Consider the following 17,981-nt stretch of genomic DNA (forward strand, 5'->3'; position numbering starts at 1 on the left):
CAGTGCGCCACCCTCCGGAGGAGCGCACCGATGACCAAGCCCTGGACCCGATTCGCCGCCGCCCTCGCGGCCACCCTCGCCCTCACGCTGGACGCCGCGGCCCACGGCCCGCTGCTCAGCGCCGAGCAACTGGCCGCGCGCCTGGCCGGCGGCGACCCGTCGCTGGTCCTCGACACCTCGCCGCCGCCGATGTACGCGGCGGGCCACATCGCCGGGGCCGTGCCCGTGGACGTGTTCTCCTACGCCGCCGGCACGCTGACGCCGGCCCAGGCGGCGCAGCGCTTCCAGTCCTGGGGCCTGAGCCCCGGCCGCGCGGTGGTCATTACCGACCAGGGCGCCAGCTACATGGCCACGCACCTGTACTACGAGCTCTATCGCCAGGGCTTCCCGATGGAACAGGTCTTCGTGCTCGACGGCGGCACGGCGCGCTGGAAGGCCACGGGCGGCGCGATGACGACGGCCCCGACGGCCGCGCCGACGGCGGGCAGCTTCACGCCGACGCTGGGCCACGATGCCGAGGTGCGCGGCAGCCTGGACGAGGCGGTCACCGCCTCGGGCGATCCGGCGGGCCATGCGCTGGTGGACGCGCTGGAGCCGGCCTACTACTACGGCGAGCGCAACTTCTTCGGCCGGGCCGGCCACCTGCCGAACGCCAGGCTCTGGCCTTCGGCCGACTTCTTCAACGCAGACAAGACCTTCAAGCCCCGCGCCGAGATCGCCCGCATGCGCGATCAGCTGGGCATCCGGCCCGAGCAGGAGGTGCAGGTCTACTGCGGCGGCGGCGTGGCCGCCAGCGTGCCCTTCTTCGCGCTGAAGTTCCTGCTCGAGCAGCCGCGCGTCAAGCTGTTCGCCGGCTCCCAGCAGGCCTGGCTGCGCGACGAACGCGGCCTGCCGATGTGGACCTACGCCGCGCCCGCCCTGCTGCGCGACATGCAGTGGCTCAGCGGCTGGAACACGGCGATGACGCGCGCCTTCGGCGTCGCCCGCATCAGCGTGATCGACGTGCGCAGCGCCGAGGCCTTCGCCCAGGGCCACCTGCCCTTCGCGCAGAACCTGCCGGCCGCGCTGTTGCGGGCTCACCGGGCCGAGCCGGAGAAACTCGCAGCCCTGCTGGCTTCGGCCGGCGTGAAGGCCGCGGACGAGGCCGTGATCGTGGGCAGCGGCGGGCTGGACCGCGACACGGCGCTCGCCTTCGCGCTGCTCGAACGGCAGGGCCAGCAGCGCGTCTCGGTGCTGGTGGACTCGGTCGAGGACTGGGCCTTCGCCGGCCTGCCGCTTGAGAAGACGGCCCTGCCGGTCAAGGCGGTGGCCCGGGCCGCGCCGGAGCCGTCCGGCCCAGGCGGCAGCGCGGCCGGCGCGACGCCCGTGCGCCTGCCCTACGCCGCCCTGCTCGATACCCAGCATCGCCCGCAGCCGGCCAGGACGCTGTGGCAGCTGCTCGACAAGGCCGGCGTGCCGCGCTATGCCCCGGTGTCGGTGCAGGCCGACGATCCGGGCGAGGTGGCGCTGGGCTACCTGATCCTCAAGCTGATGGGCTATGCCGCGGTGCGGCCCGATCACATCTGACGGAACAGGTGCAGGTAGCTGCGGCTCACCCGCAGCACCTCGGGGCGGCCGCGCAGGTGGATCTCGGCCGTCTCGTTGTCGCCGCGGGTCACGTGGCTGATGGCGCGCAGGTTGACCACCGTCGAGCGGTGCACCTGCGCGAATTCCGAGGCGTCGAGCTGCGGCACCAGTTCCTTCAGCGGCGTGCGGATCAGCGCCTCGCCGGGCCGCCCGGCATCGCCGCGCCAGGCCACCAGCGTGTACTTCTCGTCCGAGCGCAGATAGTCGATCTCCTCGACCGGGATCAGCCGCAGCGACTCGCCGATCGAGGCGCGCACCCAGCGCAGCGCCGGGCCGGCGGCGGGCTCGGGCCGGCCCTCCTTCATCCGCGCCTGGATGTGCACGGCCAGTTGCTGCAGCAGCGCCTCGGTATGCGCAGCCGGCTCGGCGGCGCGCAGGCGCTCCTGCAGGCGGGCCACCGTGTCGGCCAGGCGGGCGGGCTCGACCGGCTTGACCAGGTAGTCCAGCGCGCCCTGCTCGAAGGCCTGCACCGCGTACTGGTCGTAGGCGGTGACGAAGACCAGGTGCGCGCGCCGGCCGATCGCCCGCGCCGCCTCGACGCCGGACATGCCCGGCATGTGCACGTCCAGGAAGCAGATGTCGGGCCGGTGCAGCTCGAACTGCTCCACCGCCTCGCGCCCGTTGCGCGGCTGCGCGATCACCTCCAGCGCCGGCCAGGCCAGGCCCAGCAGCCGCGCCAGCCCCGAGCGCAGCAGCGGTTCGTCGTCGGCGATCAGCGCCGTCGGGAGCCGGCCGCCGCTCATGCCGTCGTCCTCGCGGGGAAGTCCAGCTCGGCGCGCACGCCATGCGGCTGCCGCTCGCTCAGCCGCAGCTGCGCGTCGCCGCCGAACACCAGTTGCAGCCGCTCGCGCAGCGTCGACAGGCCGGTGCCCAGCCCCGCGGCGCCAGCACCCAGGCCGACGCCGGTGTCCGACACCTCGGCCCGGCAGCGCCCGTCCTGCACGCGCACGCGCACGTCGATCCGCCCGCCCTCCTCGCCCGGATCGATGCCGTGGCGGACGGCGTTCTCGACCAGCGTCAGCAGCGTCGTCGGCGGGCAGTGCAGGCCCTCGGCCGCGGCGTCCGCATCGAGCGCGAACTCGAGCCGGTCCGGCATGCGCAGGTGCATCAGCGCGAGGTAGGCGCGCACCAGCTGCAGCTCCTGGCCCATCGTCGTGCTCGCCTCGTGCAGGCGCGGCACGGCGGCGCGCAGGTAGGCGATCAGGCTCTCCAGCACCGTCGAGGCCTGGGGCGAGCCGCTGTCCACCAACTCGCGCACATTGGCCAGCGTGTTGAACAGGAAGTGCGGCTCCACCTGGGCCTGCAGCAGGCGCAGCCGCGCGTCCAGCGCCTTGCGCTCCAGCTCGCTGCGCTCCAGCCCGAAGGACAGCGCCTGCGCCCGCACCGCGTCATCGCGCTGGCGCAGCAGCGTGGACATCGCCACCCAGGGCGCCACCAGCATGCCGCAGCCGCTCATCAGCAGCACGCCGTTGATGCGCCGGCTGTCGTGCCAGAACGCGCCCTTGTCGCTGCCCAGGAACAGGTAGAGCAGCAGCACGCCCACCGGCACCGCCAGCGCCACGCCCACCACCTGCAGCACCCAGCGGGCGAGCCAGGGCGGCAGGCTTGCCGGCCAGCGCTCGAACAGCGCGAACACCAGCAGCGTGAACAGCCCCACCGACGCGACCCGGGCCATCACGCCGACGACAGGCGTGACGAAACCCGGGCTGATGACCAGGCCCAGCAGCAGCGAGGCGATCAGCGTGGTCAGCACGCGGCGCCAGCTCAGCATCGGGATGCGGGCCGGGCGTGCAGACGAGGGGGTGGTGGAGGCTGCGGTCATGGGAACACGATAGCGCCGCGCCTCCCGGGGCGAAAGCGCCCGCCGACGAACGACGGCGCGCACCCGCCGGGCCACGCCAGGTGGCGACGGGCGACGCCGCCGGGAGTAGCATCGAAGGCCCCGCGTGGTCCAGGAGGTCGCCATGAGCACCAGGCACTACGGACGACTGCTTGCCGCCGCCCTCTTGCTGCTGGCTATGTCGGGCACGGCGCGGGCCGAATTGACCGCGCTCGAACAGGCCATCCGCGCGGCCCAGGCGGCCCAGGATGCCGCCAACGGTTCGGGCGATGCGGCGCGTGCTGCCAGGGCCGCGCTGAAGTCCTCGGCCGCCGCGGCCGGCTCGGCGCAGCAGACGGCCAATGCCAATGGCGACTCGGACAGCGCCGCGCAATCGGCCGCCGATGCCGAGAAGTCATCCGCCAAGGCGGCCGACGCCAGCCGATCGGCCGAACGCCATGCCAAGGCCGCCCAGGACGCGGCGCAGCGGGGCGACGCCGCCAAGGCCGGTGCCGAGGCCGATGCCGCCCAGAAGGACGCCGCCGCGGCCCATGGCGCCGCCGACGCCGCCGGCAAGTCCGCCGACGCCGGCGCCGACAGCGCCGACAGCGCCCAGCGCAAGGCGCAGCTCGACTCGCAGCTGCCCGGTGGCGGCCCGCCGCCCTCGGACGACCAGCAGAAGAAGTACAAGCAGCAGATCAGCGACGCGAACTACGACATCCAGAACGTCGAGGACCCAGCCGAGCAGGAGGCCAAGAAGCGCCAGAAGCGGATGAAGAGCATCCAGAGCGCCGAGGAGGCCGAGGACGACGCCGCGAAGGACAAGGCCGCCCAGCTCAAGCCGCCCGACACGCCGGTCGGGGTCGATTTCCACATCACCAGCTTCTTCGACGTCTTTTTCCAGCTGCAGCCCCTGCCCTCGCAGTTCCCGACGCCGGCCGCGCCCTCCTCGGTCCCGGAGCTGAAGCCCGCGCAGGGCGACAAGGGCCGGGTCTACCTGCACCTCGTCAACGACAACCCCTTCGACGTCATCCTGACCGGCGTGCGGGCCTCCTTCTTCGGCGACGCGGTCACCGGCTTCGATCCCTTCAGCGGCAGCCAGACGGTCGGCGCCAACGCGACCGCCACGGTGCTGATCGGGCTGCTGGACTTCGACGGCCCGGGCGATTCGTTCACCGCCGCCGAGTTCAGCTTCGACACCTCGCTGGATCAGGCCGGGCTGGGCCCGGACGTGATGCTCGACGTGTCCATCGCGGCGCCCGAGCCGGGCAGCCTCGCGCTGGTCATGCTGGGCCTGGCCTGTGCCTGCGGGTCGCGGCGCACAGCCCGAGCACGGCGATGCCCAGCAGCGCCAGGCTCGAGGGCTCCGGCGCGTCGTTGACGCGGAAGGGCATCGGGGTCTGGAAGTTGTCGGCCTCGTGCTGCGGCCCCACCAGGAAGGGCGGGTTCAGGAAGGGCTCGTAGAAGGTGTCGACGGTGCAGCCGAAGGCCTGCGCCGGCGCCGGGCAGGGGCCCAGCGTGTTCTCGACCGCCGGCAGGCTGGTCGGCAGCCCGGCGATCTCGCTCATGAAGATCTGGAAGTAGATCGGGCTGACGCCGAAGTCCCCGAAGTCCAGCGGCCCCGACGAGGCCGTGTAGTCGTACACCCCGGTCGCGCCCGGCGCGATGTACGGGGCGAAGGACACGTTGATCGGGTTGTAGGGCCGGTCGGCCGGGTCCGGCAGCGTGGGGAAGCCGATGATCAGGGCCGCCAGGTCCAGGATCAGGAAGTTGGCCGTGTTGTTCTTCACCGTGAAGGTGAAGGAGGCCTGCTGGCCTTCCAGGATCGCCGAGTTGGAGACCTGGCTGGTGATCTGGATCCCGGTCGGTGAATTGGAGTCCACCGGGTTGAGGACCGGCAGCACCGGCCCGGCCTGCGCCATTCCCACCGCCAGCGCGGCAGCCAGGGCCAGGGCCGAATGTCTGTCAGGGAACCATGCAGCGAGCTTCATGATGCGCCTCCATCGGGATGAAGAATCCAGGCCGTCGTGTCGGATCACCCGGGACGCAACGCATCGTTCGTGCCACGATCACGCCGGCCATCGGCGCGTCGGAACGGCTGTCGGATGGTCAGCCAGGAGGTGGGCCATGAAGCGATTGATGCTCGAACGCCCGGACCTGTTGCGGCAGATGATCCAGGCACTGGTCTCGGACTCGCCCGGCCTGCAGCAGTTGCACAAGCTGCATTGCGTGCTGCTGGTCGGCGAGGGATGCAGCTGCTGCGAGGTGGGCCGGTGGTTCGGCCACAGCACGCGCACGGTGGAGCGCTGGTTCGGCGTCTATGTCCTGCGCGGCGCCCAGGGGCTGCGCCCGAGGAGGACGGGAGGGCGCCACCCGCTGCTGCCGGCCGAAGTGGCGCAAGGCCTGCATGAGGAATTGAGGCGTCCGCCCGCGGGCGCGGAGGGGGTCGGCATAGCGTGGAGCGGCGCCTTGCTGAAGCAGCATCTGCTGGCCCGCCACGGCATCGCCCTCAGCCTGCGCCAGTGCCAGCGCCTGCTGCAGCAGGAGGCCCGTGCGCCGGGCTTGCTGCCGGGCTGATCCGACAGCAGTTGCGGCACCGCTGCCGCACGGCCGCTGGGCACATCGGCCGGTCAGCCTCGACTGTAAAAAGCCTCGACAGGCTCAGGCCGCCTGCCGATGCTCGATCAGGGCCTCCTCCCGCCCGCGCAGCACCAGCCCCACCGCCTGCGCCACCGCCTCGTCGATGCGCGCCTGCAGCGCGCTGCTGCGGATCGTGTAGCCCTCGAAGTCGGACTCGGCGGCGTAGACCGCCGAGGGCACCGTCAGCGCGCGGAAGAAGGCGAACAGCGGACGGAGCTGGTGGTCCACCACCAGCGCGTGGCGGTCACTGCCGCCGTTGGCGGCCAGCAGCACCGGGCGGCCGACCAGGGCCTCCGGCGCGACCAGGTCGAACAGGTGCTTGAACAGGCCGGTGTACGAGCCCTTGTGCACCGGCGTCGCGGCGACGACCAGGTCGGCGGTCTCGATCGCGTGGACAGCCGCCGCGCCCTCGGGCGGCAGCTCGGCCGGCCAGCCGCTGGCCAGCAGCTGCGGCGCGAGCTGCGCGATCTCCAGCGTCTGCAGCTGGATGGCGTGGTGGCCGGCCAGGCCGTCGGCCAGCCGGGTGGCGATGGCCTGGGCCAGCACCTTGGTGCGCGACTTCGCGCCGGGGTTGCCGATCACGACGACGATGCGGATCTTCCGGGTCATGGGTGTCCTTTCGATGGCCATCTTCAGGCGGCCTGCGCCACGCGGCGCGATGCACGTGCCAGCTCGCGGGTCAGCGGGATCAGCTCGCGGCCGTACTGCACGGCGTCGCGCAGCGGGTCGTAGCCGCGGATCAGGAAGGTGTCGACGCCCACCTCGTGGTACTCCAGCAGCGCCTCGGCCACCTGCCGCGGCGTGCCCACCAGGCCGGTGCTGTTGCCGCCGGCGCCGGACAGCGCGGCCATCTCGGTCCACAGCCGCTTGTCCACCACGCGGCCCTGCGCGGCCACCGCCAGCAGCCGCTGCGTGCCGACGTTCTGCGGGGCGCCGGGGCTGCGCAGGCGAGCGAACGGGGCCTTGTCCCTGGCGGCCTTCGCCCGCTCGAGGATCTCCTCGGCGCGCGCCCAGGCCGCCGCCTCGGTCTCGGCCAGCACCGGGCGCAGCGAGAGGCTGAAGCGGATCTGCTTCTCGCGCCCATGCTCGGCCGCGGCCGCGCGCACGCGCTGCACCACCTCGCGCACCTGCGCCACCGGCTCGCCCCACAGCATGTACACGTCCGCATGCTTCGCGGCGATGCGGATCGCCGCATCCGAGGAGCCGGAGAAGTACACCGGGATGTGTCCGTGCACCGGCTTCACTTCCGAGTACGCGCCGCTGGCGCGGTAGAAGCGGCCTTCATGGTCGAAGGGCCCGTCGCTGCTCCAGACCTTCTTCAGCAGCTCGATGTACTCGCCGGTGCGCTCGTAGCGCTCGTCGTGGCCGAGGTAGTCGCCGTCGCGCTGCTGCTCGGTATCGTTGCCGCCGGTGATGAAGTTGATCGCCACCCGGCCGCCGCTCAGCTGGTCCAGCGTGGCGAAGCTGCGCGCGGCCAGCGTCGGCGCGGTGAAGCCGGGACGGTGGGCGACCAGCGGGCTCAGCCGCTCGGTCTGGTGCGCCACGTAGGACGCGAGCTGCAGGGTGTCCGGCGCGGCGCTGTGGTAGCCCAGCAGCACGCGGTCGAAGCCGGCGCTCTCGTGCGCCCGCGCCGCCAGCGAGACGTGCTCCTTCTGCACGACGGGGCCGCCGTTGGCCGGATACGCCTCGCTGGCCTCCTGGCTGCCGACGAGGCCGATGAATTCGATGTGGGGTTCGTGGCTCATGGTCGTTCGTCCTTCAGGCGGCAGCGGCCAGCGCGGGGGCGGCCTCGCGGCGGGCCACCTCCTCGCGCACCAGCGGCAGCAGGTGGCGGCCGTAGTCCAGCGCGTCCTGCAGCGGCGTGAAGCCGCGGATCAGGAAGGTACTGACGCCCGCCTCGTGATAGGCCAGCAGCGACTCGGCCACCTGCTCGGGCGTGCCGACCAGCGAGGTGGAATTGCCGGCCGCGCCGGTCAGCGCGGACAGCTCGGTCCACAGCCGCGTGTCCACCACCTTGCCGCGGCTGGCGGCTTCGAGCAGGCGCTGCGAACCCACGTTCTGCGGCGCCTGGCGCCCCGGGCCCACGAGCGCGCGAGCCCGCTCAAGGATGGACTGCGCCTTCTCCCACGCAGCCGCCTCGGTCGCCGCGATGATCGGCCGCAGGCTCAGCGAGAAGCGCACATGGCGCTCGCGGCCATGCTCGGCCGCCGCCGCGCGCACGCGGGCGATCGTCTCGCGCACCTGCTCCAGCGGCTCGCCCCACAGCGCATAGACGTCGGCATGCTTGCCGGCCACGCGGATCGCCGCCTCGGACGAACCGCCGAAGTAGATCGGCACATGCGGCTGGCCGTTCAGCCGCGGCAGCGGCTTGACGGTGGAGAGGTTGTCCTGGAGCCGGTAGTGGCGGCCCTCGAAGTCGAAGGGCTCCTGGCGCGTCCACGTCTGCCGGACGATGTCCAGGTACTCGTCGGTGCGCTCGTAGCGCTCGTCGTGGCCGAGGTAGTCACCGTCGCGCTGCTGCTCGGCGTCGTTGCCGCCGCTGATGATGTGCACCGCCAGCCGGCCCTCGCTGAAGTGGTCCAGCGTGGCGAGCTGGCGCGCGGCCAGCGTCGGGAACACGAAGCCCGGCCGGTGGGCCAGCATGAAGTTCAGCCGCGTGGTCTCGTGCGCGGCGTAGGCGACGACCTGCTGCGCATCCGCGCTGCTGCTGCCGTAGGCCACCAGCGCGCGGTCGAAACCGAGCTGCTCGTGGGCCTGGGCGACGGTGCTGATCCAGCTGCGGTCGATCGCCGGCCCGCTGGGGGCGATGATCTCGCTGGACTCGCGCGGGGCGACATAACCGATGAATTCGACGGGCATCGCGCGTCTCCGGGTGACAAGGGATGCCGCATCCTAGGCAGCCCGCCACCAAAAGATAAGCGCATTATTCGACTAAGAATATATGCAGCGTCTTTATGAAGTACGGCGCGGCTTCCGCGCCGCCGGCTGCGCGAAACCCCGCGCGATGCCGGCGCCGAAATGCGCCACCGCCCGCGCCATGTTGCCGTGGAAGCCCGGGCTCAGCAGCCACACGTCCACGGCGAAGGAGAAGTCGCGCGGCGACAACAGCTCGAGCTGCTCGCGCCAGCGGCTGGCGAGGAAGGCCGGTCGCGAGACGAAGCCCACGCCCAAGCCCGCCGCCACCAGCCCCAGCTGCAGCTCGCTGCCGTAGGTCTCCATGTTCAGCCGCAGGCGCAGGCCCTGGTCGGCCAGCTTGCGCTGCAGCGCCGCGCGGAAGCCGCAGCCCTCGGGGTTGAGCACCCAGCCGGCCTCCGCATAGGTGCGCAGCCGCGCGCCGGCCTGCGCGAACTGCCCCTTGGCCGCCACCAGCACCACGTCGGTGGCGCCGAGGCGCTCGCCGGCCAGGCCCTCCGGCGCCTGCACCTTGCCGGGCAGGAAGACGGTGGCCGCATCGAGCTTGCCCTGCTGCACCTTCTCGAGCAGCTGCGCGCTCCAGTCGGTGGAGATCTGCATGCGCACCTCGGGGAAGAGCTGCTGCATCCCGGCCAGCACCTCGATCAGCCCGGTGGAGCCCATCGAGTGGGTCAGGCCCAGGCGCAGCGCGCCGGTGGGCTCGCCGTCGGAGGCGACCAGCTGCGAGAGCACGTCGATCTCGCGCAGCGCGGCCTTCGTCTGCTCGTGCACCCGCAGGCCCAGCACCGAGGGGTGCGGCGGCTTGGTGCTGCGGTCCAGCAGCTGCGCGCCGAGCGCCTCCTCCAGGCTCTGGATGCGGCGCGTGATCGCGGGCTGGGTGAGGTTCAGCGCGCGGGCGGCTTCGCTGATCGAGCCGTGGCGCACCACGGCGTCGAAGGCACGGAGGTCATCGGTCTTCATGGGTGGCGATCGTAACGCCGCATTTCAGCGGCTTATGAATATGCGCAGATCGAAAACATCTTCGGCATGAACATATCTGAAAAGCATAGTTCTTTTACGCAGGAAGCGTCCCTAGCATCCGTTCCAACCCCTTCAGAACCGCAAACCAACTCTTCCATGCGCCTGCCCCTCCACTCACGATCCACCAAGCCGAAAGCCCACCGACTCTCCACGCTGATGCTGGCCTGCGCCGCGCTGCCAGCCGTCAACCAGGCCCAGGCGCAGGAGCCGGCCGCTGCCGCCGCCGTCTCCGAGCTCGCCACCGTCACCATCAGCACGGGCTCGCGCGGCAAGCAGATCGCGGTGATCGACAGCCCCTCGCCGATCGACGTGGTCAGCGGCGAGGAGATCCGCGCCACCGGCAAGGCCAGCCTGCGCGAGGTGCTGGGCACGCTGGTGCCCTCCTACACCGCGCCGGCCCAGCCGGGCGGCGGCACCTCGGCCAGCATCCGCCCGACCAAGATCCGCGGCCTCTCCGGCGACATGCTGCTGGTGCTGGTCAACGGCAAGCGCCGCCACAACACCGCCGTCTACAACAACTTCGGCACCGGCAGCGTGCCGGTGGACCTGGACCTGATCCCGGTCTCGGCGATCGAGCGCATCGAGGTGCTGCGCGACGGCGCCGCCGCCCAGTACGGCTCCGACGCGATCGCCGGCGTGCTGAACATCATCCTCAAGCGCGACGCCGAGGGCGGCGTGCTCACGCTGACCGGCGGCCAGCAGCAGGACCGTCCCGGCGACCTGGCCCAGCTCGGCTTCAACAAGGGCCTGGCGCTGGGCGACGGCGGCGGCTTCATCAACGTGGCGGTGGACGTGCGGCTGCAGGGCCCGTCCTACTCGGCGGGCGAGGCGCAGGGATCCTTCTACTACCCGCTGCTGAACGGCCAGCCGGTGCCCTACGGTACGCCCGGCGCCACGCCGGACCCGCGCGACGCCACCGTCGACCGGCTGCTGGCCAAGGGCACCGGCCGCTCCAACCGCGACCGCGTGATCGACACCTCCTACAACGCCGAGCTGCCGATCTCCGAGGCGCTGACGCTGTACTCCTTCTCCACCTTCAGCCACCGCGACGTGGTGGACACCCGCGGCACCTACCGGCCCAACGCGCTGAACAACCTGCTGGAGGTCTTCCCCGACGGCTTCGCCGCCCAGCGCCTGATCAGCGAACCGAACTACCAGCTCGCCGCCGGCGGCAAGGGCCTGCTGGCCGGCTGGAACTACGACCTCAGCACCACCTACGCCCGCGACCTCGCCGTGCTGCGCGCGCAGAACACGCTCAACGCCTCGCTGGGCCCGGTCAACGCGAAGACCGACTTCTACCTCGGCAACCTGCTGTTCAAGCAGTCCACCACCAACCTGGACCTGACCCGCGAGATCGACCTGGGCACCTTCAAGCCGGCCCAGCTCTCCGTCGGCCTCGAGGACCGCTGGGAGCGCTACGAGGAAGGCGCGGGCGAGCCCGATTCCTATCGCGACGGCGGCTATGTGTTCCCCGCCGGCACGCCGCGCGCGGGCCAGCGGCCGCCGGCCGGCCTGCAGTCATTCATCGGCACCTCGGCGCGCGATGCCGGGGCCAAGGAGCGCAACAGCGTGGCCGCCTATGTGGACCTGGGCGCCAACATCACGCAGCATTTCTACGCCGATGCGGCCGCCCGCTTCGAGCACTACAACGACAGCTCCGGCAACACCGGCAGCGGCAAGCTCGCGCTGCGCTACGAGCTGACGCACGCGCTGGCCCTGCGCGGCACCGTCAGCAGCGGCTTCCGCGCGCCCTCGCTGGCGCAGCAGATCTTCTCGGTCACGCAGAGCTCCACCGTGGTCGGCTCCGACGGCCAGCAGCGCTCCGCGCTGATCGCCTACCTGCCGCCGGAGAGCGCCGCTGCCAAGGCGCTGGGCGCCAGGCCGCTGACGCCGGAGAAGTCGCGCAACCTGAGCCTGGGCTTCACCTTCGAGCCGCTGCGCAATGCGCGCCTCACCGTCGACGGCTACCAGATCAAGGTGCGCGACCTGATCGTCAAGGGCGAGCCGCTGACCGACTCCGGCGGCTCCACGCTGGTACGCGACGCGCTGGTGTCCATCGGCCTCGTGAACCCGGCGCCGACCAGCTCGGCCCAGTACAACATCAACGCCGCCGACATCACCAGCCGCGGCATCGACATCACGTCGGAGTACAGCGCCAGCTACGGCGGCTGGGGCAAGGTGCGCTGGTCGGCGCTCTACAACTACAACCGCCTCACGATCGACCGGATCAAGGACAACCCGCCCGAGCTCGCCGTCTTCGGCACCCGCTACACCTCGTTCGGCCGCGTGGCGCAGCTGCAGCTGACCGAATCGAGCCCGCGCGACAAGCTGGTGCTGGCCGGCAACTGGGAGCTGGGCGCCTTCACGACGAACCTGCGCTTCACCCGCTTCGGCAGCTACAGCGAGCCGCCGAGCGGCGCCACGTCCACGCTCTCGCTGGACAAGTACATGCACTTCGCCGCGCGCTGGATCACCGACCTGGAGACCTCGTGGAAGGTCACCCGCGCCTTCACCGCCTCGGTCGGCGCCAACAACCTGTTCGGCATCCGGCCGAGCTCGCAGGCCGTGACGCCGATCGCCGATGCCTCGCTGCCCGGCGGCAGCCGGCTCGACTCCAGCAACAACTACGGCCTGTTCAGCCCCTACGGCGTCAACGGCCGCTTCGTCTACGCCCGCCTCGCCTACCAGTTCTGACCCCAGCCACCCACCCTGAAGGAGACCGCCCCATGAGCACCGTCCTGAACAACAACCACCCGACCCGCAGCACGCTGAGCGTCAAGCAGCTCGAGCCGACGATCGGCGCCGAGATCAGCGGCCTCGACCTGCGCCAGCCGCTCAGCATCGAGCAGCGCGACGAGATCAAGGCGCTGCTGCTGAAGCACCGCGTGATCTTCTTCCGCGACCAGCCGATCAACCACGAGCAGCAGGTCGCCTTCGCCCGCCAGTTCGGCAAGATCTACCAGCATCCGACGACCCGCCGCACCGAGTCGCGCTTCGACGCCAGCACGGCCGACTCGCACCGCATCTCGGCCACCGAGACCCGCAAGGTCTACAAGGTCACCGCCGGCCGCTGGCACACCGACACCAGCTGGCTGGTGCGCCCGGCCTGGGGCGCGGTGCTGCGCGAGGTGGACATCCCGCCGGTGGGCGGCGACACGGTCTGGGCCGATGGCCATGCGGTCTACGAGAGCCTCTCCGACGAGCTGAAGGCGAAGATCGAGAACCTCCACGTCGTGCACGACTTCCAGAGCTCGCTGCAGCGCGTGGAGCTGGACTATCCGATCGTCGCCCACCGCCTGGTCCGGACGCACCCGGAGACGGGCGAGAAGATCCTCTGGCTGAACTTCTCGCAGCACCCGAGCGTCGTCGGCTGGGACCGCGCCGAGAGCGCCGCACTGATCGCCGAGCTGGAGCGCGCGTACTCGCAGCCGGAGTTCCACGTGCGCTTCAAGTGGACCAAGCACGCCCTGGCCTTCTGGGACAACCGTGCCGGCCTGCACTACGCGGTCAGCAACTACGGGGACTACCCGCGCGAGCTGGAGCGCGTGCTGGTCGAGGACTTCGAGGCGCTGCCGCACTACTGAAAGAAGAGCCCTGACGATGATCCGGTTCCCCGCCTTCCTGCACCGCTGGCTGAATCCCGTGCTGATGACGGCCGCACTCGCTGCCTGCTCGCGCCACGAGTCCTCGGCAAGACCTGACCCCGTCACCCCGGTGAAAGGCGGCGAACTGGTCTTCGCCTTCGACGGCGCGGCGATCACGGCCTTCGGCCTGGACCCGCAGCGCTCGCTGTTCGCGCCGCACCACCGGATCATCCGTTCGATCTTCGACAGCCTGGTCGTGCTGCAGCCCGGCGGCAAGGTCGGCCCCTGGCTGGCCAGCTCCTGGGAGATCTCGACGGACGGCCGCGTCTACACCTTCAAGCTGCGCGACGGCGTGGTCTTCCACGACGGCACGAAGCTCGACGCCGCCGCCGTCAAGTTCAACCTCGATCGCATCAAGGACCCGAAGAACGCGCTCTATGCGATCGCCGACATCGGGCCTTACGAGCGCAGCGAGGTGCTGGACCCGCTGACGCTGAAGGTGACGCTGTCGGCCCCCTTCGCGCCGCTGCTGGCCAACCTGTCCAAGTCGACGATGGGCATCGTCTCGCCGGCGGCGGTGCAGAAGTACGGGGACCAGTTCCTCGTGCATCCGGTCGGCAGCGGGCCGTTCAGGTTCGTCTCGCAGCAGCCGGGCACCGAGGTCGTGCTGGAGCGCAACGAGGCCTACCGCTGGGCGCCCGCCGGAGCGGCCAACGGCGGCCCGGCGTGGCTCGACAGGCTGGTGTTCAAGAACGTGCCCGAGGAGGCCACGCGCGTGGCGGTGCTGCAGAACGGCCAGGCCGGCGCCGCCGACATCATCCCGCCGCAGCACCTGCTGGCGCTGCGCAAGGATCCCCAGGTCCGCATCGTCGAGGGCGAGCTGCTCAACCACAACTACGCGCTGTTCCTCAACACCAGGCGCGCGCCCTGGAGCGACGAGAACGTCCGCCGCGCCTTCAAGCTCGCGCTGGACATCGACACCGCGGTGAAGACCGTCCACCTCGGCACGCTGGCGCGCGCCTGGGCGCCGCTGTCGCCGTCGATTCCCGGCTACGACAAGCGCTTCGAGAACAGCTGGCAGCAGGACAAGGCCGAGTCGGCCCGGCTGCTGGACACCGCCGGCTGGAAGCCCGGCCAGGACGGCATCCGCGAGAAGGACGGCAAGCGGCTCACGCTGGTCTTCCTGGAAACCCAGGGCAACCGCGAGAAGCGCCTGGACCTGCTGACCGTGTTCCGCCGCCAGCTCGCGGACGCCGGCATCGAGCTGCGCATCGAGACCGTGTCCAGCGGCAACTATCTGGAGCGCTCCGCGGCCGGCGACTACGACCTGCTCGGCGGCAGCCAGTTCGCGTCGGACCCCGACGTGCTGCGCCGCATCCACTCGGCCGCGCTGCGCTCGCGCATCAGCGTGTCCAAGGTCGACGACCCCGCGCTGGAGCAGCTGCTCGACGCCGGCGCCCGCGAGCAGGAGCCCGCCAGGCGCGCCGCCATCTACGTGGACGTGCAGCAGCGCATCCTCGACAAGACCTACGCGGTGCCGATCTACGTGCTCGTCTACTTCATCGCCACGCGCAGCAGCGTGCACGGCGTGCAGCTGGATGCGCACGGCTTCCCGGTGTTCGACGGCGCCTGGGTGGAGAAGGCATCGTGATGAGCGCGCAACGGGTCGTCGAGCGCCTGCTGGCCTCGCTGGGCGTCATCTTCGGCGCGGTCACCCTCGTCTTCCTGGTCCTCAACTGGCTGCCCGGCGACCCGGCCGAGCTGGTGGCCGGCCAGGAGGCCAATGCCGAGACCATCGAGCGCGTGCGCCAGCAGCTGGGCAGCGACCGCCCGCTGCTGCAGCAGTACCTGCACTACCTCGGCGGGCTGGCGCGCGGCGACCTGGGCACCAGCTATGTCTCGCGCGAGCCGGTGGCGAAGCGGCTGGCCGAGCAGTTCCCGTCCACCGCCTTGCTGACGCTGAGCGCCTGCGCGCTGGCCATCGTAGCCGGCGTCACGCTGGGCGTGGTTTCGGCGCGGCGCGCCGGCAGCTGGGTCGACCAGTCGATCCAGACGGCGGCGCTGTGGCTGCATTCGATGCCGGGCTTCTGGCTGGGCGTGCTGCTGATGCTGCTGTTCTCGGTAGCGCTCGGGTGGCTGCCCGTGATCGGCAACTCGCCGCTGGCGATGGTGCTGCCGGTGACGGCGCTGGGCCTGGTCGTCAGCGTGCCCATCATGCGGATGGTGCGCGGCGGCATGCTGGACGGCCTGCACGAGCCCTTCGTCACCACGCTGCGCGCCAAGGGCCTGGGCGAGGCGCGCATCTTCTACGTGCACGTGCTGCGCAATGCGCTGATCCCCACCGTCACGCTGCTGGGCGTGGTGCTCGGCGAGCTGCTGTCGGGCGCCGTCGTGATCGAGACCCTGTTCGCCCGCCAGGGCCTGGGCCGCATCACGGTCGAGGCGATCACGCAGAAGGACATCCCGGTCGTGCAGGGCGCGATCCTGGTCGCGTCGCTGAGCTTCGTCGTCATCAACCTGCTGGTGGACCTGTCCTACACCTGGATCGATCCCCGCGTGAGGAGCTGAACCCATGTCGTCCCATGTCCTGACACTGCCCCAGGTCGCCACCGCGACGCGCGCGCCCGCGCAACAACAACGACGCCGGCGCATCGCCGGTCCGAGCCTGGTGGCGGTGGCGCTGGCCCTGCTGGTGCTCGTCGTCGCCTGCGCCCTGGCGCCCGGCTGGATCGCCCCCTACGCGCCGACGGCGATGCGCAGCGACGCGATCCTGCAGGGGCCCGGCCTGGCGCACTGGTTCGGCACCGACCAGTTCGGCCGCGACGTGCTCTCGCTGGTCGTCCACGGCGCGCGGCAGTCGGTGCTGATCGGCGTGGCCGCGGTGCTGCTGAGCGGCACCGTGGGCGTCGCGCTGGGCCTGGCGGCCGGCTATGCGGGCGGCTGGCTCGACGCGGTGCTGATGCGCCTGACCGACGTCTGGATGGCCATTCCCAACCTGCTGCTGGCCATCGCCATCGCCACCGCCCTGCGGCCGAGCCTGGCCAACACGATCCTGGCCATCAGCATCGCCGCCGTGCCGCGCTACACCCGCGTGCTGCGCGGCCAGGCGGTGGCGCTGCGCGGGCGCTCGTTCGTGGAGGCGGCGCGGGCCGCGGGCGCCTCGCACTGGGCGATCCTGCGCGGCCACATCCTGCCGCACTGCAGCGCGACGATCCTGGTGCTGGCCACGCTGGGCGTGGGCACGTCCATCCTCGTCGGCGCCTCGCTGAGCTTCCTCGGCATCGGCGTCAACGACGAGGCGCCGGACTGGGGCTACCTGCTGACGCAGGGCCGCGGCTACCTGAGCATCGCCTGGTGGACCGTCACCTTCCCGGGCCTGGCCATCACCACGCTGGTCGTCTCGATCAACCTGCTCGGCGACGCGCTGCGCCGCAAGCTGGACGGACGGCAGGAGCATCACTGACATGGACCTCAGCGAACCGATCCGGCGCCACCTGCCGCCGCTGCTGGAGGTGCAGGGCCTGGCCGTGCGCTTCGGCAGCGACGAGCACCCGCTCGACGCGGTGGACGACGCGAGCCTGACGATCCACCGCGGCGAGACGGTCTGCCTGGTCGGCGAGTCCGGCAGCGGCAAGACGATCACCGCGCTCTCGGTGCTGCGGCTGGACGAGCACAAGCGCGCCCGCATCGTCGGCGGCGAGATCCTGTTCGGCGGGCGCGGCCTGGTGGGCCTGCCGAAGGCCGAGCTGGAGGCGCTGCGCGGCCGGCGCATCGCGATGGTGTTCCAGGAGCCGATGACGGCCTTCGACCCGCTGTTCAGCATCGGCGACCAGATCATGGAGACCCTCCTGCGGCATGAGCCCCGGCTCGGCCGCCGCGCCGCGCGCGAGCGCGCCGTGCAGCTGCTGAAACGGGTCCACATGCCCGACGCGCGGCTGCGCATGACGCAGATCCCGCAGCAGCTCTCCGGCGGCATGCGCCAGCGCGCGATGATCGCGATGGCCCTGGCCTGCGGGCCCGAGCTGCTGATCGCCGACGAGCCGACCACCGCGCTGGACGTGACCATCCAGGCCCAGATCCTCGCGCTGCTGAAGGAGCTGCAGCGCGAGGACGGCATGGCCATCCTGCTGATCACCCACGACCTGGGCGTGGCCGCCGAGGTGGCCGACCGGGTGGTGGTGATGTATGCCGGCCGGGTGGTCGAGCAGGGGCCGGTGGAGCGCCTGTTCGCGCAGCCGGGCCATCCGTACACGCGCGGCCTGCTGCGCTCGGCCGTGCCGGCGGACAGCGTGCGCGGCAGCCGGCTGCCGGCGATCACCGGCAGCATCGCGCGGCTCGATGCGCTGCCGGGCGGCTGCCGCTTCCATCCGCGCTGCCCG

The 17,981-nt window shown here is 71.5% G+C and carries 16 protein-coding genes; 9 read left to right on the top strand and 7 right to left on the bottom strand.

Annotation, left to right across the window (positions count from 1 at the left end; all coding sequences use genetic code 11):
• The first annotated feature begins 30 nt into the window (after positions 1-30).
• Positions 31-1,566 (top strand): rhodanese-like domain-containing protein, encoded by a 1,536-nt coding sequence (locus B0W88_RS10000; RefSeq protein WP_077034518.1) that lies wholly within the window; start codon positions 31-33, stop codon positions 1,564-1,566.
• Here the strand turns inward: B0W88_RS10000 and B0W88_RS10005 are convergent.
• On the bottom strand, positions 1,557-2,369 hold the full coding sequence (locus B0W88_RS10005) for a LytTR family DNA-binding domain-containing protein (RefSeq protein WP_077034519.1): 813 nt from the start codon (positions 2,367-2,369) through the stop codon (positions 1,557-1,559). The genes B0W88_RS10000 and B0W88_RS10005 overlap by 10 nt on opposite strands.
• The gene (locus B0W88_RS10010; protein WP_083748689.1) at positions 2,366-3,448 is read right to left on the bottom strand and encodes a sensor histidine kinase; all 1,083 of its coding nucleotides are present in this window, start codon (positions 3,446-3,448) and stop codon (positions 2,366-2,368) included. The genes B0W88_RS10005 and B0W88_RS10010 overlap by 4 nt, the downstream gene beginning before the upstream one ends.
• A gap of 142 nt (positions 3,449-3,590) precedes the next feature.
• Between B0W88_RS10010 and B0W88_RS10015 the strand changes: the two genes are divergently transcribed.
• Positions 3,591-4,826, top strand: a complete 1,236-nt coding sequence (locus B0W88_RS10015) for a PEP-CTERM sorting domain-containing protein (protein ID WP_077034521.1) — start codon at positions 3,591-3,593, stop codon at positions 4,824-4,826.
• On the opposite strand, the gene B0W88_RS10020 is transcribed toward B0W88_RS10015, so the two are convergent.
• Entirely contained in the window at positions 4,729-5,436 is a 708-nt protein-coding gene (locus B0W88_RS10020; protein ID WP_077034522.1) for a PEP-CTERM sorting domain-containing protein, read from the bottom strand. The two genes, B0W88_RS10015 and B0W88_RS10020, sit on opposite strands and share 98 nt — an antisense overlap.
• Before the next feature lie 136 nt (positions 5,437-5,572).
• On the opposite strand from B0W88_RS10020, the gene B0W88_RS33555 reads away from it, so the two are divergent.
• On the top strand, positions 5,573-6,022 hold the full coding sequence (locus tag B0W88_RS33555; protein WP_158080834.1) for a helix-turn-helix domain-containing protein: 450 nt from the start codon (positions 5,573-5,575) through the stop codon (positions 6,020-6,022).
• 84 nt (positions 6,023-6,106) lie between these two features.
• Here the strand turns inward: B0W88_RS33555 and B0W88_RS10030 are convergent, their stop codons facing one another.
• From B0W88_RS10030 to B0W88_RS10045, 4 genes are all read right to left on the bottom strand, one after another.
• Positions 6,107-6,694, bottom strand: a complete 588-nt coding sequence (locus B0W88_RS10030; protein WP_077034524.1) for an NAD(P)H-dependent oxidoreductase — start codon at positions 6,692-6,694, stop codon at positions 6,107-6,109.
• Positions 6,695-6,717: 23 nt separating this feature from the next.
• Positions 6,718-7,830, bottom strand: coding sequence for an LLM class flavin-dependent oxidoreductase (locus B0W88_RS10035; protein WP_077034525.1), 1,113 nt, complete (start codon positions 7,828-7,830; stop codon positions 6,718-6,720).
• A 13-nt stretch (positions 7,831-7,843) separates the two neighbouring features.
• Positions 7,844-8,944 (bottom strand): LLM class flavin-dependent oxidoreductase, encoded by a 1,101-nt coding sequence (locus B0W88_RS10040; protein WP_077034526.1) that lies wholly within the window; start codon positions 8,942-8,944, stop codon positions 7,844-7,846.
• 93 nt (positions 8,945-9,037) lie between these two features.
• A complete protein-coding gene (locus tag B0W88_RS10045; RefSeq protein WP_077034527.1) occupies positions 9,038-9,958 on the bottom strand; it encodes a LysR family transcriptional regulator in 921 nt (306 codons plus the stop codon).
• 156 nt (positions 9,959-10,114) lie between these two features.
• Between B0W88_RS10045 and B0W88_RS10050 the strand changes: the two genes are divergently transcribed.
• From B0W88_RS10050 to B0W88_RS10075, 6 genes are all read left to right on the top strand, one after another.
• On the top strand, positions 10,115-12,712 hold the full coding sequence (locus tag B0W88_RS10050; RefSeq protein ID WP_077034528.1) for a TonB-dependent siderophore receptor: 2,598 nt from the start codon (positions 10,115-10,117) through the stop codon (positions 12,710-12,712).
• A 32-nt stretch (positions 12,713-12,744) separates the two neighbouring features.
• Positions 12,745-13,602, top strand: a complete 858-nt coding sequence (locus tag B0W88_RS10055; RefSeq protein ID WP_077034529.1) for a TauD/TfdA family dioxygenase — start codon at positions 12,745-12,747, stop codon at positions 13,600-13,602.
• A 16-nt stretch (positions 13,603-13,618) separates the two neighbouring features.
• On the top strand, positions 13,619-15,253 hold the full coding sequence (locus tag B0W88_RS10060; protein ID WP_077034530.1) for an ABC transporter substrate-binding protein: 1,635 nt from the start codon (positions 13,619-13,621) through the stop codon (positions 15,251-15,253).
• Positions 15,253-16,170 carry an ABC transporter permease gene (locus B0W88_RS10065; protein ID WP_077034531.1) on the top strand — a complete coding sequence of 306 codons (918 nt, stop codon included), beginning with the start codon at positions 15,253-15,255 and terminating at the stop codon, positions 16,168-16,170. Before B0W88_RS10060 ends, B0W88_RS10065 begins: the two co-directional genes overlap by 1 nt.
• 4 nt (positions 16,171-16,174) lie before the next feature.
• Positions 16,175-17,065: an ABC transporter permease gene (locus B0W88_RS10070; protein WP_077034532.1), complete on the top strand. Its 891-nt coding sequence runs from the start codon at positions 16,175-16,177 to the stop codon at positions 17,063-17,065.
• 1 nt (position 17,066) lies between these two features.
• Positions 17,067-17,981 (top strand): ABC transporter ATP-binding protein (locus tag B0W88_RS10075; protein ID WP_077034533.1); only part of this gene is annotated, 915 nt, incomplete at its 3' end.

It is taken from the genome of Pelomonas sp. KK5 (genome assembly GCF_001984095.1).
Classification (GTDB): Bacteria; Pseudomonadota; Gammaproteobacteria; order Burkholderiales; family Burkholderiaceae_C; genus KK5.

What these genes read in the sequence shown, in the direction of transcription:
- B0W88_RS10050 (WP_077034528.1), top strand. Translation starts at nt 10,115, where the DNA reads ATGCGCCTGCCCCTCCACTCACGATCCACCAAGCCGAAAGCCCACCGA.
- B0W88_RS10030 (WP_077034524.1), bottom strand. Translation starts at nt 6,694, where the DNA reads ATGACCCGGAAGATCCGCATCGTCGTCGTGATCGGCAACCCCGGCGCG.
- B0W88_RS10035 (WP_077034525.1), bottom strand. Translation starts at nt 7,830, where the DNA reads ATGAGCCACGAACCCCACATCGAATTCATCGGCCTCGTCGGCAGCCAG.
- B0W88_RS33555 (WP_158080834.1), top strand. Translation starts at nt 5,573, where the DNA reads ATGAAGCGATTGATGCTCGAACGCCCGGACCTGTTGCGGCAGATGATC.
- B0W88_RS10065 (WP_077034531.1), top strand. Translation starts at nt 15,253, where the DNA reads ATGAGCGCGCAACGGGTCGTCGAGCGCCTGCTGGCCTCGCTGGGCGTC.
- B0W88_RS10005 (WP_077034519.1), bottom strand. Translation starts at nt 2,369, where the DNA reads ATGAGCGGCGGCCGGCTCCCGACGGCGCTGATCGCCGACGACGAACCG.
- B0W88_RS10055 (WP_077034529.1), top strand. Translation starts at nt 12,745, where the DNA reads ATGAGCACCGTCCTGAACAACAACCACCCGACCCGCAGCACGCTGAGC.
- B0W88_RS10040 (WP_077034526.1), bottom strand. Translation starts at nt 8,944, where the DNA reads ATGCCCGTCGAATTCATCGGTTATGTCGCCCCGCGCGAGTCCAGCGAG.
- B0W88_RS10020 (WP_077034522.1), bottom strand. Translation starts at nt 5,436, where the DNA reads ATGAAGCTCGCTGCATGGTTCCCTGACAGACATTCGGCCCTGGCCCTG.
- B0W88_RS10060 (WP_077034530.1), top strand. Translation starts at nt 13,619, where the DNA reads ATGATCCGGTTCCCCGCCTTCCTGCACCGCTGGCTGAATCCCGTGCTG.
- B0W88_RS10015 (WP_077034521.1), top strand. Translation starts at nt 3,591, where the DNA reads ATGAGCACCAGGCACTACGGACGACTGCTTGCCGCCGCCCTCTTGCTG.
- B0W88_RS10000 (WP_077034518.1), top strand. Translation starts at nt 31, where the DNA reads ATGACCAAGCCCTGGACCCGATTCGCCGCCGCCCTCGCGGCCACCCTC.
- B0W88_RS10045 (WP_077034527.1), bottom strand. Translation starts at nt 9,958, where the DNA reads ATGAAGACCGATGACCTCCGTGCCTTCGACGCCGTGGTGCGCCACGGC.
- B0W88_RS10010 (WP_083748689.1), bottom strand. Translation starts at nt 3,448, where the DNA reads ATGACCGCAGCCTCCACCACCCCCTCGTCTGCACGCCCGGCCCGCATC.
- B0W88_RS10070 (WP_077034532.1), top strand. Translation starts at nt 16,175, where the DNA reads ATGTCGTCCCATGTCCTGACACTGCCCCAGGTCGCCACCGCGACGCGC.